The sequence below is a fragment of the Chitinophaga sp. NPDC101104 genome (assembly GCF_050277495.1).
Classification (GTDB): Bacteria; Bacteroidota; Bacteroidia; order Chitinophagales; family Chitinophagaceae; genus Chitinophaga.
On the sequence record NZ_JBNNSF010000001.1, the window covers coordinates 1,128,872 to 1,144,222 of the forward strand.

At 57.5% G+C, this 15,351-nt stretch carries 12 protein-coding genes; 8 read left to right on the forward strand and 4 right to left on the reverse strand.

Annotation, left to right across the window (positions count from 1 at the left end; genetic code table 11):
• Positions 1–37 precede the first annotated feature (37 nt).
• Positions 38–1,363, forward strand: a complete 1,326-nt coding sequence (locus tag ACQKLP_RS04745) for an SGNH/GDSL hydrolase family protein (RefSeq protein WP_427320544.1) — start codon at positions 38–40, stop codon at positions 1,361–1,363.
• A gap of 10 nt (positions 1,364–1,373) precedes the next feature.
• Here the strand turns inward: ACQKLP_RS04745 and ACQKLP_RS04750 are convergent, their stop codons facing one another.
• Positions 1,374–1,823, reverse strand: coding sequence for a VOC family protein (locus ACQKLP_RS04750; protein WP_427320546.1), 450 nt, complete (start codon positions 1,821–1,823; stop codon positions 1,374–1,376).
• 96 nt (positions 1,824–1,919) lie between these two features.
• Here ACQKLP_RS04750 and ACQKLP_RS04755 point away from each other — a divergent pair, with 96 nt between their 5' ends.
• From ACQKLP_RS04755 to ACQKLP_RS04785, 7 genes are all read left to right on the forward strand, one after another.
• The gene (locus ACQKLP_RS04755) at positions 1,920–2,609 is read left to right on the forward strand and encodes a DUF4397 domain-containing protein (protein ID WP_427320548.1); all 690 of its coding nucleotides are present in this window, start codon (positions 1,920–1,922) and stop codon (positions 2,607–2,609) included.
• A 149-nt stretch (positions 2,610–2,758) separates the two neighbouring features.
• On the forward strand, positions 2,759–3,316 hold the full coding sequence (locus tag ACQKLP_RS04760; protein ID WP_126245084.1) for an NADPH-dependent FMN reductase: 558 nt from the start codon (positions 2,759–2,761) through the stop codon (positions 3,314–3,316).
• Positions 3,317–3,368: 52 nt separating this feature from the next.
• On the forward strand, positions 3,369–4,784 hold the full coding sequence (gndA, locus tag ACQKLP_RS04765; RefSeq protein WP_341842920.1) for an NADP-dependent phosphogluconate dehydrogenase: 1,416 nt from the start codon (positions 3,369–3,371) through the stop codon (positions 4,782–4,784).
• A gap of 15 nt (positions 4,785–4,799) precedes the next feature.
• On the forward strand, positions 4,800–6,308 hold the full coding sequence (gene zwf, locus ACQKLP_RS04770; RefSeq protein WP_427320550.1) for a glucose-6-phosphate dehydrogenase: 1,509 nt from the start codon (positions 4,800–4,802) through the stop codon (positions 6,306–6,308).
• 3 nt (positions 6,309–6,311) lie between these two features.
• Positions 6,312–7,037, forward strand: coding sequence for a 6-phosphogluconolactonase (gene pgl / locus ACQKLP_RS04775; RefSeq protein ID WP_427320552.1), 726 nt, complete (start codon positions 6,312–6,314; stop codon positions 7,035–7,037).
• 78 nt (positions 7,038–7,115) lie between these two features.
• Positions 7,116–7,730: an NAD(P)H-dependent oxidoreductase gene (locus tag ACQKLP_RS04780; RefSeq protein WP_427320554.1), complete on the forward strand. Its 615-nt coding sequence runs from the start codon at positions 7,116–7,118 to the stop codon at positions 7,728–7,730.
• A gap of 18 nt (positions 7,731–7,748) precedes the next feature.
• Positions 7,749–9,614 (forward strand): monovalent cation:proton antiporter-2 (CPA2) family protein, encoded by a 1,866-nt coding sequence (locus ACQKLP_RS04785; protein WP_427320556.1) that lies wholly within the window; start codon positions 7,749–7,751, stop codon positions 9,612–9,614.
• Here ACQKLP_RS04785 and ACQKLP_RS04790 read toward each other — a convergent pair.
• The 3 genes from ACQKLP_RS04790 to ACQKLP_RS04800 are packed head-to-tail and all read right to left on the reverse strand — an operon-like array spanning position 9,611 to position 15,271.
• Positions 9,611–12,790: an efflux RND transporter permease subunit gene (locus tag ACQKLP_RS04790; RefSeq protein WP_427320558.1), complete on the reverse strand. Its 3,180-nt coding sequence runs from the start codon at positions 12,788–12,790 to the stop codon at positions 9,611–9,613. The genes ACQKLP_RS04785 and ACQKLP_RS04790 overlap by 4 nt on opposite strands.
• Positions 12,791–12,798: 8 nt before the next feature.
• A complete protein-coding gene (locus ACQKLP_RS04795) occupies positions 12,799–13,899 on the reverse strand; it encodes an efflux RND transporter periplasmic adaptor subunit (protein WP_427320560.1) in 1,101 nt (366 codons plus the stop codon).
• Positions 13,900–13,909: 10 nt separating this feature from the next.
• The gene (locus tag ACQKLP_RS04800) at positions 13,910–15,271 is read right to left on the reverse strand and encodes a TolC family protein (protein ID WP_427320562.1); all 1,362 of its coding nucleotides are present in this window, start codon (positions 15,269–15,271) and stop codon (positions 13,910–13,912) included.
• Positions 15,272–15,351 lie beyond the last annotated feature (80 nt).

Here is a 15,351-nt window from a genome sequence, read left to right on the forward strand (position 1 = left end):
GGTGCGTATATTTATCGGCAAACCTTATCGATCTACCATGCGCACACGTTATTTGATCCTCTTCCTGCTGCTTGCATGCCAGGCAGCTTCCGCACAAATATTCAAGTTCGGGGACCGGGTGGTCTTTTCCGGCAACAGCATCACCCACAACGGCGATTACTGGCACAACGTGGCCCTGTACCACGCCACCCGGTTCCCTTCCACACAGGTCCGGTTTTTTAACGGGGGGATCAGCGGCGACGTGGCTTCGGGCATGATCCGCCGGTTGAACGATGATATCCTCATCCACAAACCCACGCATGTGGTGGTGATGATCGGGATGAACGACGTGAACCGCCCGCTTTACGACGCCCGCAGAAAAGACGAGCCCGGCATCCGCCAGAAGCAGCTCGACGCCATCAGCGCCTATAAAAGAAATGTGGACAGCCTCGTGACGCTGCTCCTCGCCGCCAAAGTGAAAGTCATCCTGCAAACGCCTTCCATTTACGATCAAACCTCGAAAATGGCCGGCATTAATCTTTTTGGCGTGAACGACGCGCTGAAGGAATGCGGCGAATTCATCAAAATACTCGGTAAAAAACACAATATCCCCGTTGTCGATTACTGGACGATGATGGTAGAATCGAACAAACTCGCGCAAGCGACCGATTCCACCGCCACGATCGTGAGCAAGGACCGTGTGCACCCCGCCGGGCCGGGACATCTGCTCATGGGGCTGGAATGGCTGAAAACGATGAAGGCGGAACCTTTCGTTTCGTACATGGTCATCGATCAAACTACCGAAAAAAGCCAGGCGAAAAGCAAATTCTGCAAGATCAGCGGATTGAAGCGCGGTGAAAGCGAAATTTCGTTCACCATGCTGGAAAATGCGCTGCCGTTCCCGCTCCGCGAAGATCAGAAGCCCGCGCAGCTCATCACCGACGTGCTCACTCAGATCAGCCGGGAAATGCTGTTTGTCCATTACCTCGAGCCGGGCGACTACACCTTATATATCGATGATGAAAAAATCGGGACCTGGTTTTCGGGGGAACTGGAAAGGGGCCTGAACCTCGGGCTGTACGAGAACACGCCGCAATACAAGCAGGCACAGGAAATACAAAAACATATGGCCGAAGCCTGGAAGCTCGAAAAGCAGCTCCGCGACATCCGGCTCGTAGAGCACCGTTTCATGAAGGAACTGGAAGCATATACCGCGAACCCCGCCGCATCCGGGCTGGATTCCACCAATATCAAACGGTCGCTGGCCTACCAGCAAAGCAAACCCCGCGAATCCGAGATCCGCGCGGCATTCGAGCGCGCATCGTTGATTCCGGCAGCATTGCGGACGCCGGTGGCGCACCAGTTCAGGCTCGTGAAGCAGTAGGGGAGCTCCCTTACTCCTTCGCGTCGTTCACTTCCACCCAGTACCCGTCGGGGTCCTGGAGGTAGATTTGCTGCACGCCGTCTACCCGTTTGGTGACTTTCCCTTTTTCGCCGGCCCAGTTGATGAACGGGATGCCGGCTTTCGCCAGTTTTTCGATGAAGCTTTCTACCGAAGGCACGCTGAAGCAGATATGCGAGTTGCGGTCGCCCGTATGCGGCCCGGTTGCCCCGGCGATGAGGTGCAAATGGCTTTTCGGGCCTACCGAGAACCAGGTGTGCTTGCCGTCGTGGAACGGTTCGGGGATGGTGTCGAGGCCTACGAGGTCGCGGTAGAAAACCGTCGCCTTTTCCAGGTCCTGCACATACAGGGCTAGGTGGTTGAGGGTGGCTTTCGTTCTTTGCTGGGCGGAAACAGCCGTAGCGGAAGCTGCCAGCAGGCAGGTCAGGAGCGCTTTTTTCATAATGGAAGACAAGATAAAGAATTCTGCGGCACGGGAGTTGTAATACTACTGCTGTCCATTTTCCCATATCCATCCTTCCACCCAAAAATTTTGGTTATGAGAAACCTGCTGACACTGTGCGCCACGCTGTTCCTGTTTGCTTCCTGTAGCCGGGACAAAGATGACGATAACCCGCTCCCCGTGGCCGCTGCGATGGCTTACCAGGCATCCGCCCGCACTACTTCCGCTGATATGTACCTGGAACCCAATAAGTTGAATAATTCAGCGATGCCGTATGGCTCTACCGTCGGGTATTTTGACGCCATTCCCGGCAACCGGATGTTCCGCGTGAACCGCAACGGAACGGGCGAAACCCTCCTCCGGGAAAATATCCAGTTTGGCGTAAACCGCCGCTACAGCATCTTTTTTGCCGACCAATCCACCAGCTTCGTGAAATTCGTGGTGGAAGACGATTTTCCCAACGCCCAGACGGGCAAGGCCTTCATCCGTTTCTTCCATCTCGCCAACGGTTTGGCGGCCGTTGACGTGAATTACCTGGTGGGGGCGGCGTATCAGCCCATTTTCCCGAACCGGGCGTTCGAAACCCAGGCCACGGCCGAGAATTACGACAATTTTATTCCCATAGACGCCGGCTCGCATTCTTTCCAGGTGCGGCTGAGCCCCGGAGGCGTGGTGCAGTTGACGCAGGCCAACGTGCAGCTGGCGGAGGGAAAGGCATATACCCTGTTCATTTCCGGCGATGTGCCCACCCACCCCGTTACCCTGAAGGTGGTGACCAACCGGTAGATTTTTGATCCATCGCCCCCCAATACCGGCTGCCGGCTTGTCTGGTGGCCGGTTTTCGTTGTACGGTACCTATATGCGGCCGTTTTTTCCTTCGCCTCCTGCTTTTTTGTACCTATTTTTGCGGCGTTGATGTTCGAACTGCAAATCTCATGAGTACCAACGTACATATTGCGGGTCTTTCCGGCAGCCTCCGGAAAGGCTCTTACAACACGGCGCTGTTACGCGCCGCCCTGGCCAATCTCCCGTCGGGGATGACTTCCGAGATCGTTACATTTGATGAAGTCCCGTTATATAATTCCGACCTGGACACGGGCGAGCGGCCGCCTTCGGTGGTGGCGATGCGCGAGGCCCTGGCGCGGGCGGATGCTTATCTGATCGTATCTCCCGAGTATAATTATTCCATTCCCGGTGGATTGAAGAACGCGATCGACTGGGCCAGCCGCGGGACCGACGCGCCCCTGATGCACAAACCCGTGGCCCTCATGGGCGCCACGCCGGGCATGTGGGGAACGGTGCGGATGCAGCTGGCTTTCAAGCCCGTTTTCCAGTTTCTGGACATGAAGCAGATCGCCAAGCCGGAAGTTTTAGTGGCGCAGGCGCCTTCCAAATTCGACGAAAACGGCAACCTGACAGACGAGAAGGTGAAGGAACTGGCGCACCGTGCGCTGGAAGCCCTCCGCGATCTCACGTTGCAACTCCGCAAATAATTAATGGGGGCAATTGGCTAAATTCGCCCCTTCAATACAGATAACTGAATATATGTCAAACAGCTTGTATGAATTCGGCATGATCGGCCTGGGCGTAATGGGGCGTAACCTGTTGCTCAACATGGCAGACCATGGATTTGCCGTGATCGGCTTCGACAAGGACACGGAGAAGGCCAAGGCCCTCGAAACCTCCGCCACCGCCGGCACCCGCGTGAAAGGGGTGGTATCTCTGGAAGAAATGGTGGGCCAGCTCCAGCGCCCCCGCAGGATCATGATGCTCGTGCCCGCCGGCAAGCCGGTCGACGATGTGCTCGAATCGCTGCGCCCGCTGCTGGAACCGGGAGACATCGTGATCGACGGCGGCAACTCCCACTTCACGGACACCCTTCGCCGGGTAGACGGCATGAAGGCGGCAGGATTTCATTTCATGGGCGTAGGCGTTTCCGGCGGTGAGCAGGGCGCACGCACCGGCCCGAGCATCATGCCCGGTGGCGACCAGGAAGCTTACAGCCATGTGAAACCCATGCTGGAAGCCATCGCCGCCAAAGTGAACGGGGAGCCCTGCGTGGCTTACCTGGGCAAGGGCGCCGCCGGCCATTACGTGAAAATGGTCCACAACGGCATCGAATACGCCATCATGCAGCTCATCAGCGAAAGCTACCGGATGCTCCAGGCCGCCGGTCTCAATAACGACCAGCTTCACCAGGTATATAAATCCTGGAACGAAGGGGAGCTCCAATCCTTCCTCATCGAGATCACCGCGGATATTTTCCTGCAAGACGATGACAAGTCGGGCAAGCGCCTCATCGACGTCATCCTCGACAAAGCCGGCTCCAAAGGCACCGGCAAATGGACGTCCCAGGAAGCGATGGACCTCGCCGTACCGGTAACCATCATCGATACGGCCGTTTCCATGCGCAGTATTTCCGCTTACAAAGACGAAAGGGTAGATGCTTCGAAGGTGTACGCCGAGCCGAAGCTTCCCGTTTCCGCCGAAACCAAACTGTTCATCGACCAGGTGAAAGACGCGCTCCAGTTCGCCACCGTGATGTGCTACGCACAGGGCATGGCCATGCTGCACACCGCATCTTCGGCGCACAACATGGATATCCCGCTGGCCGAAGCCGTTAAGGTTTGGCGCGGCGGATGCATCATCCGTTCCCTGCTGCTGGGCACTTTCTACGAGGCGCTCAAGTCCGCCCCGGAAGTTCCCAACCTGTTATTGAACAAAGCAGTGGCCGAAATTGTCAAATCGAAGGAACATAACATGCGCGCCGTGATCGTGCAGGCCGCACAGGCGGGTCTGCCGGCCGCGGGATTCATGGCGGCCCTGTCGTATTTCGACGCGTACCGCTGTGAGACCATGCCCACCAACCTGGTGCAGGCACAACGCGATTACTTCGGCGCACATACTTACCAGCGTATAGACATGCCAGGCAGTTTTCACACCAACTGGCAACACCATTAATATTTTACTTTTTTTATGCAACAACATAAGCGCCCACCTGCTTCCATCCTTTTCATTTTCGGCGGCAGCGGCGACCTGAACTACCGGAAACTGACCCCCGCGCTCTACAACCTCTTCCTCGACGAGTGGATGCCGGACCAGTTCGCCATCGTAGGCATCGGCCGTACGGAGTACTCCGACGAGAAATACCGTGGCCACCTCCAGGAAGGGCTCGACAAGTTTTCCCGCCGCAAAGCGGAAACCGACAGCCATTACCAGGAATTCTTCCAGCATGTGAATTACCTGCAGCTCGACGCGGGCGACATCGCCTCGTACCAGCGTATCGCTGATTACGTGTGCAAAAAGGAAGAAGAATGGGGCGTTCATCCCAACGTGATCTTCTACCTCGCCGTGGCGCCCCAGTTGGTGCCGTCTATCGCGCAGGAACTGGGCACGCTGAACCTCTGCAAGGAGAAAAATACCACCCGCATCGTGATCGAAAAACCCTTCGGCCACGATCTCGAAAGCGCACATGAACTGAACGATCTGCTGACCGGCCTCTTCGCCGAAGAGCAGATCTTCCGGATCGACCACTATCTCGGTAAGGAAACCGTACAGAACATCCTGGCGCTCCGCTTCGCCAACGCGCTCTTCGAACCGGTCTGGAACCGTCATTACATCGACCACATCCAGATCACCGCCGCCGAAAGCGTAGGCTTGGAAGGCCGCGGCGGATATTACGAACATTCCGGCGCCCTGCGCGACATGGTCCAGAACCACATCCTGCAACTCATGTGCATGGTGGCCATGGAAGCCCCCGTTTCCTTCGACGCCAACGAGATCCGCAATAAAAAAGTGGACGTGCTCAACGCCATCCGCCCCATCAAAAAGGAAGACGTGCACGAATACGCCGTTCGCGGCCAATACGGTGCCGGCTGGATGAAAGGCAAACAGGTGACGGGCTACCGCGAAGAAAAAGGCGTGAACCCGCAATCGCCCACCGAAACCTATGCGGCGGTAAAGTTCTTCATCGATAACTGGCGCTGGCAGGGCGTGCCGTTCTACGTGCGCACCGGCAAGCTCATGCACCAGAAATCGACCCACATCACCATCCAGTTCAAAGACGCGCCCACCTTCGCGTTCCCGTCTGAAGCGGCCGAATCCTGGCGCAGCAACAGGCTGACGATCAGCATCCAGCCCGAAATGGACATCCGCATCCGCTTCCAGGCCAAGCGCCCGGGGCAGACGATGAGCCTCGACCCGGTGAACATGACCTTTACGTACGACAATAGCGACGATCATACGCCCGAGGCTTATGAAACCCTGCTGCTCGACGTGATGGAAGGTGACGCCACGCTCTTCATGCGCGCCGACCAGGTAGAATCTGCCTGGAAAGTGATCATGCCCATCCTGGAAACCTGGGAAAACCGCCACCCGGTCGATTTCCCGAATTACGTTCCGGATTCCTGGGGCCCCGAAGACGCCGATGCCCTCATCGCCCGCGACGGCCACGCCTGGATCAATCTGCCACCGGAAAAAAAGTAAAGCATGGAATTACACATCGCCAATAGCCCGCAGCAACTGAGCGAAAACCTGGCCGCGTTCATCACGCAGCATATCCAGGAAACGCTGCTGAAACAGGAGATCTATACCTTCGCGCTTTCCGGCGGCAATACGCCGAAAGCCCTCTACGCCCTGCTCGCCAAAGAACCGTACAGCAACATGATCGAATGGCGGCGGGTACATTTCTTCTGGGGCGACGAGCGCGCCGTTCCTTTCGAAGACGCCCGCAACAACGCCCGCATGGCGTACGACGTGCTCCTCGATAAAGTAGGCGCCCTTCCCGAAAACATCCACGTGATGCGGACAGACATCGAGCCCGAAGCTTCCGCGAAGGCATACGAAAAAACACTGCACGAATATTTCGACGGAAAGGAAAACACCTTCGACCTGGTGCTCCTCGGTATGGGCGACGACGGGCATACGCTCTCGCTCTTCCCCGGCCTGCCCATCGTCCATGAAAAGAAAGCCTGGGTGAAAGCCTTTTGGCTCGAAGCGCAGGACATGTACCGCATCACCCTCACCGCGCCCGTTACCAACCTCGCATCCTGTGTGGTATTCATGGCCACGGGCGAAGGAAAGGCGCTGACGCTCAAGAGCGTGATCGACGGCGATCCCGATCCCGACAAATATCCTTCCCAGCTCATCCGCCCCGAAAACGGCCAGTTGCACTGGTTCGTAGACGAGGCTGCGGCCGGGGCCCTGCAGATATAAGGATACCTTACGATTGCGAATGTGCATTGGAGTTGATTAAAATCTTAACTTCAATGCACATTTGTAATTTTTACCCGATTGAAGATTCTGATCCTGTTCGCCCATCCGGCATTCGAGCGGTCGCGTGTGCATGCGCGGCTCATCAAGGCAGTGCGTACGCTGCCGGGTATCACCCTGCGTGATCTTTACGAAGAATATCCTGACTTTGATGTGCTGCCCAAACTGGAGCAGCCCCTGCTCGAACAATTCGATCTCGTCATCCTCCAGCACCCGTTTTACTGGTATAGCGGCCCGGCGCTGCTGAAACAGTGGATGGACCTTGTGCTGGAACATGGCTGGGCGTACGGGAAAGACGGCACGGCCCTGAAAGGGAAATACCTCATGCAGGTGATCTCCACCGGCGGCAATGCGCATGCCTATTCTCCCGAAGGCCACCACGGCCACGCGGTGTATGATTTCCTGCTGCCTTTCCGGCAAACGGCCGCGCTCTGCCACATGGAATACCTGCCGCCATACGTGGTGCCTGGCTCCGCCCACATCGACGAGGCGGAGCTCGGAAGGTATGCAGACGGCTACGTGCAGCTGCTGCAAAGTCTTTCCGCCGGCACCGCCGATCTGAAAGCCCTCATGCGCGAAGCCGAAGCCAATGCCCCCGGCGGCATGCCGGGGCAACTGCCGGCGCGTTTCTCCTGAACCCTGTAAATCCGAAATATGTCGAACGAATCCTTTTTCTACCAGGCACTCGTGTATTTGGCGACCATGGTCGTGTTCGTACCGCTGGCCAAAAAATTGAACCTCGGTTCCGTGTTGGGATACCTGCTCGGGGGGATCATTATCGGCCCGGCCCTGCTGGGGCTCATCGGTCAGAGCGGGCAAGACCTCATGCATTTCGCGGAATTCGGGGTGGTGATGATGCTGTTCCTGATAGGGATGGAGCTGGAGCCGTCGCTGCTCTGGAAGCTGCGCGCGCCGATCCTCGGGCTGGGCGGTTTGCAGGTGGTGGTAACGGCTTTCCTGATCGGCGGGCTCGCCATGTTGTGCGGGCTGCCGTGGAACGAAGCGCTCGTCGTCGGGATGATCCTTTCCCTTTCCTCCACGGCCATCGTACTGCAGATATTGACCGAAAAGGGACAGATGGGCTCCGCCGCAGGGCAGAGCGCCTTTTCCGTGCTGCTGTTCCAGGACATCGCCGTGATCCCCATGCTGGCGATCTTCCCGCTGCTGGCGCCTGCCGGTACTACGGTGACAGCGGAAGAAAGCGGCTCGCTCATTGCCAACCAGCCGGCCTGGGTCAAAACCATCGTTGTGTTGGGCGCAGTGTTCGGACTGGTGATCGGCGGACGGTACGTCGTGAAGCCGGTACTCCACATCGTGGCGCGCACCCGCCTGCGGGAACTTTTCACGGCGTCCGCGCTGCTGCTCGTTGTCGCGATCGCCGTGCTGATGACGTTGGTAGGGCTGAGCCCGGCACTGGGCGCATTTCTCGGCGGAGTACTGCTCGCCAACAGCGAATACCGCCACGAGCTGGAGAGCGATATCGAACCGTTCAAGGGATTGCTGCTGGGATTGTTTTTTATCGGCGTCGGCGCTACCATCAATTTCGGATTGATCGAACAGTCGCCGTGGATCGTTGCCGGGTTGGTTGTGGGCATCATGATCGTGAAATTCCTCGTGCTGGCGGCTCTCGGTAAACTCTTCCGCCTCAGCCGCGACCAGAATTTACTTTTCTCTTTCGCGCTGCCGCAGGTGGGCGAATTCGCTTTCGTACTGTTCTCTTTTTCCGCCGGCGCGAAGCTGCTGCCGCAGCAATTGGTGGATATGATGATGGCCGTGGTGGCGATTTCCATGGCGCTCACGCCGATGGTGATGCTGGCTTTCGAGAAATTCATCCAACCCCGGTTCAGCAATAATTCGGATGAAGAGGAGCGCGAGGCCGACAGTATCGACGAGCGCCACGCCGTGATCATCGCCGGGTTCGATCATTTCGGTACGGTGATAGGGCGCTTCCTGCGTGCCAGCGGCGTGCCGGCAACGGTGCTCGACCTCGATTCCGACCGCGTAGACCTCCTGCGGCGGATGGGGCTGAAAGTGCATTATGGAGACGCGTCGAGGTTCGAGCTGCTGAAATCCGCCGGGGCGGAACAGGCCGCCATCATCGTGATCGCCATGGCCACGCCGGAAAAGAACCTGGAAGTGGTGGAGGCCGTCAAGAAACATTTCCCGCACCTGCGCATGCTCGTACGCGCGGTCGACAATGCCGACGCATTCGAACTGATGAACGCCGGCGTGCTGAATATCTACCGCGAAACCATCGATACCTCGCTGCGCCTGGGAACGGACGTGCTGAAGCTACTGGGCCGAAGGGCTTACCAGTCGCAACGCGCCGCCAGGATGTTCCGCCGGTTCGACGAAAAATCGCTCAAAGGCCTTTCCGCCTTCCGCGACGACAAGCAATACGTCAATGCCGCGAAGGAAAGAATAGAAGAATTACAGAAAATGATACAGGCGGATGCCTATACCAACATGATGATCCGGGACACCGGATGGGAGCGCGACAATGCGGAAGAACGGAATTAATGTCCGCCGTTGCCGGAATCCGCATGATCCTTGCCTTCCTGTTCCAGCTGCGCCAGTTTCTTCTTGCCGTACGCCATCCTTGTGATGAGCACGTACAGCACCGGAACGGTGAAGATCCCCAGCAAAGTGGCCGCCAGCATCCCGCCAACCACCGTAAAGCCGATGTTCACGCGCGAAGCCGCGCCCGCGCCCTGTGAGAACACGAGCGGCATCACGCCGAGAATGAACGCGAAGGAAGTCATGAGGATGGGCCGGAAACGAAGGCTCACCGCTTCCAGCGTGGCCTGCAGCAGCGGCATCCCCCTGTCTACCCGCTCCTTGCAGAATTCCACGATCAGGATGGCATTCTTGGCGGACAAACCAATCAACGTGATCAACCCGATCTGGGAATACACGCTGTTGGCTTGCCCGGTAAGCCAAAGTGCAAGAATGCTTCCAAATAAGGCTACAGGGACGGCCAGGAGTACCGAAAATGGGACAGACCAACTTTCATATAAGGCAGTCAGCAGGAGGAATACGAAAAGGATGGACAACATGAAAATGAGAAAACTCTTGTTGCCCGCTTCGATCTCCTGCCGGGATATGTTCGACCAATCGTATCCGAAATTGGCTGGCAGCACCTCTTTGGAAACCTCTTCCATGGCCTTGATGGCGTCTCCCGAAGAATAGCCGGCCTTGCTCGTGCCGCTGATCTCGGCGGAACGGTAAAGGTTGAAGTGGTTGATGACAGGCGCGCCCGCTCCCATTTTATATTTGATGAGCGTGCTTAAAGGCACCATGGTGCCCGCCGCATTCCGGACATAATAATATTGTAACTGACTGATGTTTTTGCGATAGGTGGTATCTGCCTGCAATACCACGCGGAAGCTTCTGCCGAACCGTGTAAAATCGTTCACGTACATGCCGCCGAGGAACGTTTGCAGCGCAGTGAACACGTCGTTGATGGCTACGCCCATCTGCTTGCACCGTTCCCGGTCTACTTCCACGTCGTATTCCGGGGTGGATGCGCTGAAGAATGCATACGCCATCTGGATTTCCGGCCGTTTGTTGGCGGCGATGAGCACGTTTTGCAACACCCGCGCAAATTCGGTGATATCGTCTCCCGACCGCTGCTCCAGCACATACGAGAAGCCGGACGAAGTGCCGAGCCCCCGCAGCGTAGGTGCCGGAATGGCCAGCGCCGTGGCTTCCGTGATCTGGGCCAGCTTTCCCTGTATCCTGGCAGACACCACATTCATATTCTCCCCTTTGGCGTAGCGTTCTTCCCAGGGCTTGAGGTTCACGAACCACGTGGCCGAACTGGGTTTCACCGCGCCGCCGCCGATGAAGTTGATGCCCGTTACGCCCATGTAATGTTGCACCGCCGGGTCGTCGGACAGCATTTTATTCACTTTCAGCGCCAGTTCCCGTGTACGCATGGACGACGACGCGTCCGGCAGGTCGAGCGCGAGGAACATCGCGCCCATGTCTTCCTGCGGCACGAACGTGGAAGGCACTTTCCTGAACAGGAGGAAGGCCGCGCCGAAAAGGATGCCCATCAGGACCAGCACGAAAGCCGTCTGCTTGATGGCCCGGCGAACGCCATTGGTATAACGGTGCGTGAATTTTTCGAACCAGACGTTGAATTTGTAATGTAGCTTGCTCAATCCTTTCGCCTTGTCGTCGAGCTTGGACGGGCGCATCATCACCGCGCACAGCGCCGGGGTAAGGCTCAGCGCGAGGAATGCCGAAAGGATCACGGAAAACGCGATCGTCAGCGCGAACTGCTGGTACAGCTTGCCGCTCACGCCGGGGATGAACGCCACGGGAACGAATACTGCCGCGAGGATCAGCCCGATGGCGATCACCGGGGCCGACACTTCCTCCATGGCCTTGAACGTAGCGTCGCGCGGAGACATGCCATTGGCATCGATGTGATGTTGGACCGCTTCCACCACCACGATCGCATCATCCACCACGATCCCGATCGCCAGCACGAAACCGAACAGCGTCAGCGTGTTGATGGAGAAGCCCAGCAGCTGGAAAAATATGAATGTACCGATCAGTGATACAGGGATAACGAGGATGGGGATGAGCGTGGCGCGCCAGCTTTGCAGGAAGATGTAAACCACGATCACCACGAGCGCCAGCGCTTCCAGGAAAGTCTGGATCACTTCGCTGATGGATATACGAACGAAGGAAACGGTCTCGAAAGGCACCATCCAGTCTACATCCGACGGGAATGTTTTATGCAGCTCCGCCATGCGCGCTTCCACACGTTCGGCCACATCGAGCGCGTTGGCGCCGGGCGTGAGGTAAATCCCCATCCCGGTACCGGTTTTGCCGTCGGCCTTTACATCGATCGCGTAGCTGAACGAGCCGAGTTCCTGCCGGGAGATATCTTTCAAACGCACCAGCGATCCGGTGTTCGGGTTGCTGGATACGATGATGTCACCGAATTCTTCGGATGTGAGCAAACGGCCGCGGACTTTCACGGTGTATTCGAAAGCCTGGTCGCGATTGGCGGGCGGTGCGCCGATGATGCCGGCCGGCGCCTGGGTGTTCTGTTCCCGGATCGCCGCGGCCACGATGGCCGGCGTGAGGCCGAGGTTGGCCATCTTCTGCGGATCGAGCCAGATGCGCATGGAGTAGTCGTTGGAGAAGGCCTGTACGTCGCCCACGCCGTTCACGCGCGAAATTTCAGGTTTGAGATAGATATTCAGGTAATTGTCGAGGAACGCTTTGGAGTGGGTGCCGTTGGGCGAAAGCAGCGCCACCACCATAAGCATGTCGTTGGAGCGCTTCTTGGTGGTGATGCCCACGCGGCGGACATCGTCCGGCACGCTGGGAGAGGCGATGCTCACGCGGTTCTGCACGTCGAGGGTGGAAATGTCGGGATCGGTGCCGATCTCGAAAGTGACGGTGATGCTCATGGAGCCGTCGTTGGCGCTGGCCGACTGGAGGTACATGGCGCCGGGGGTACCGTTCACCTGGTTTTCGATGGGGGTGGTCACGGTTTCTTCCACGGTGGTGGAGTTGGCGCCGATGTAGCTGGCGCTCACGGAAACGGTGGGCGGCGCGATGTCGGGCAACTGGGCTACCGGGAGGTTGACCATGCAGATGAGGCCGACGATCACCATAATGATGGCGATCACGATCGTTGTATTCTTCCTTTCTATGAACGTTTTCGCAATCATGGTGCCTTTTATTTAACAATGACGGTATCGCCCGGGCGTATCTTCTGCAGGCCGTCCGTGATCACCTTGTCGCCGGGCTGGAGGCCGCTGTTGATGATCTGCAGGCTATCGAGGAGGGAACCTTTCTGTACGGGTTTCGATTCCACCACATTCCCGGGCCCGAGCGTATAGACTTTCACCTCGCTCAGCAATTCGATGATGGATTTGGCGGGAATGGCCACCTGGTTTTCGCCGGTCTTGAATTGCATTTGCAGCGACGCCGTCATGCCCGATTTCAGTTGTCCGCTTTTGTTGGGGAATGTAAGCCTGACGCGGATCGTACCCGTTTGGGCGTCTACCACGTTGTTTACCAGCAGTATCCTTCCCGGTTCGGGATAAGGCTCGCCGCCGGGGAAGGTGAGGTAGTATTGATGATCGCTCCCTTTATCGCCGGCGTCTTTACGGAATTCGTTGTACCGCGTTTGCGGGATGTCGATATCGGCGAAGATGGGATCTTCGTTGACGAGGGTGTTCACGACGGTGGAGCCGGCGGTCACCAGGTCGCCGATGCGCAGCTGCGCGATGCCGATCTTTCCGGCGATGGGCGCGCGCAGAACGGCGTGGCTGATGTCGGTCCCCGAGCGGGCGCGCGTGGCGCGGGCCTGTGCCAGCAAGGCTTCCGAAGTTTGGACGGCCGTAGTGGCCTGGTCTACGGTCTGTTTGGAAATCGCGTCTTTTTTGAGCAGGTTGGTATAGCGTTCCAGGTCGCGCTTCTTCAGCGCCAGGTCTGCCTCCGCCTGGATGACGGCGGCATTGGCCTGGTCGTAGGCGGCCTGGCTGCGGCTTTTATCGACTTCGTACAGCGCCTGTCCTTTCGAAACGGTGCTGCCGTCTTTGGCGTGTATTTTCTGGAGGAACCCTGTCACGTCAGACCGGATATCGATGGTGTTGTTGCCGGTGAGCACGGCGGGGAAGCTTTCGGTGACGGTATAGCTGGCGGATTTGACTTCGAAAACGGTGACGGGCACTTTGGGCCTGCCGCCCGCCATTTGCTGCTGGGCCTGTTTGCCCTTGCAGGCCGCCGCCAGCACAGGGATCAGCAAGATATAAAGGTTCCGGTAAGGTTGCATAACAAGGAGTTTATTCCACTTTTATTTTACCCATCGCCTGATCCAGTTGCACTTTACTGATGAGGGTATTGATCAATGCATTGATGTAATCGTTTTGCGCCGCTTTCAGCTCGCTGTCGGCCGACAGCACGTCGAGGCTCGTGGCCACGCCTTCCTCGTATTTCAGCACCACGCGGTCGTACACGCCCTGCGTGAGTTCCATGTTTTTTTGCTGGGTGTTGAGCGAAGCGAGGTTGTTGCGGTATTGCGTCCAGTTGTTACGCACTTCCAGCTGGATCTGCTGCGCCAGGTAATTCAGCGAGTTCTGGCTTTGCTGCAGCGTGATCTCGCGTTGCCTGGCGGCGTAGATCCTTTCCGTTCCGGTGAAGATCGGCCAGGTGAGGCGGACGCCGAGGGCGGAGGTACCGAACCCTTTTTTATACAGGTCCCCGAAATCTTCGGAGAACCAGTTGAAGCCATAATTGACGAATGCGTTGAGGGTGGGAATGATCTCCAGTTTTTTGCTTTTGAGGTTCAGCCGGTCCAGTTCCACCTGTACGCGCTGCATGGCGTATTCCGGGCGGTCCGAGAATTTGTAGTTCATGCTGTCGGGCAAATCGTCGGTAAACGAGCGGATGTCTTCCGTGAGGGTGATGGCCGAATCTACGGGCATGCCCATCTGGAATTTGAGGACGTCGTAAGTGTAATCCAGTTGCCGCTGGAGGTTGGCGCGCTGGGTCTCGACATTGTTGTAGGAAGTCTGAATCCTGTCTACATCGATCCTTTCGCCGACGCCTTCGTCGTACCGTGCCCGTGTGTCTTTCAGCGTTTTGCCGAACTGGGCGAGATTGGCGTCTACCAGGCGGATGCTTTCCTGGGAAACGAGCACGTTGAAGTAGGCGACGCTTACCTGCACGCGGGTGTCTATCGCGGTGCGCTGATAATCGCGGACGGCCAGTTCGTCGTAAACCCTGGCGGCTTTGAGGCCGAGGAAGTAATCGCTGTTGATGAGGGTTTGGGTGACTTCCCCGGTTACGCCGGAGGTATATTTGGTGCCGAACTGCACGGGGATTTTGTTGTTGGGATCGCCGGTGAAGTCGGGGATGAGGGAGGTCTGTAGTTTGAGATTGTCTGTGAAGTTGCCCGTCACGTTGGCATGGGGGAGCAGTTTGCCCCGGGTTTCGCGGATTTTTTCGGTAGACATCTGGCGCGACAGCCGGGCGTTAACGACATTGGTCTGGTTGCGGAGGGCATACTGCACGCATTGTTCCAGCGAGAACGCAGGCCCCCCGGCCGCGGCGCCCTGCTGGGCGGGGGCGCTCCCGGCAACGGTGGTCAGCACAGCGGTCACGCAGACCATCCGCCTTATTATGTTCGGGAAACAGCTACTCATACAGGGTTCGTATCCGTTTAACAGCAGCGGGTACATTTCAGAAGAACAATCGTAACGTGAAAAGGTTCAATATGTTAAAG

Coding starts and splice junctions, on each gene's coding strand:
- ACQKLP_RS04750 (WP_427320546.1), bottom strand. CDS start 1,823: ATGAAAAAAGCGCTCCTGACCTGCCTGCTGGCAGCTTCCGCTACGGCT.
- gndA (WP_341842920.1), top strand. CDS start 3,369: ATGTCAAACAGCTTGTATGAATTCGGCATGATCGGCCTGGGCGTAATG.
- ACQKLP_RS04785 (WP_427320556.1), top strand. CDS start 7,749: ATGTCGAACGAATCCTTTTTCTACCAGGCACTCGTGTATTTGGCGACC.
- ACQKLP_RS04755 (WP_427320548.1), top strand. CDS start 1,920: ATGAGAAACCTGCTGACACTGTGCGCCACGCTGTTCCTGTTTGCTTCC.
- ACQKLP_RS04790 (WP_427320558.1), bottom strand. CDS start 12,790: ATGATTGCGAAAACGTTCATAGAAAGGAAGAATACAACGATCGTGATC.
- ACQKLP_RS04795 (WP_427320560.1), bottom strand. CDS start 13,899: ATGCAACCTTACCGGAACCTTTATATCTTGCTGATCCCTGTGCTGGCG.
- ACQKLP_RS04745 (WP_427320544.1), top strand. CDS start 38: ATGCGCACACGTTATTTGATCCTCTTCCTGCTGCTTGCATGCCAGGCA.
- ACQKLP_RS04760 (WP_126245084.1), top strand. CDS start 2,759: ATGAGTACCAACGTACATATTGCGGGTCTTTCCGGCAGCCTCCGGAAA.
- pgl (WP_427320552.1), top strand. CDS start 6,312: ATGGAATTACACATCGCCAATAGCCCGCAGCAACTGAGCGAAAACCTG.
- ACQKLP_RS04800 (WP_427320562.1), bottom strand. CDS start 15,271: ATGAGTAGCTGTTTCCCGAACATAATAAGGCGGATGGTCTGCGTGACC.
- zwf (WP_427320550.1), top strand. CDS start 4,800: ATGCAACAACATAAGCGCCCACCTGCTTCCATCCTTTTCATTTTCGGC.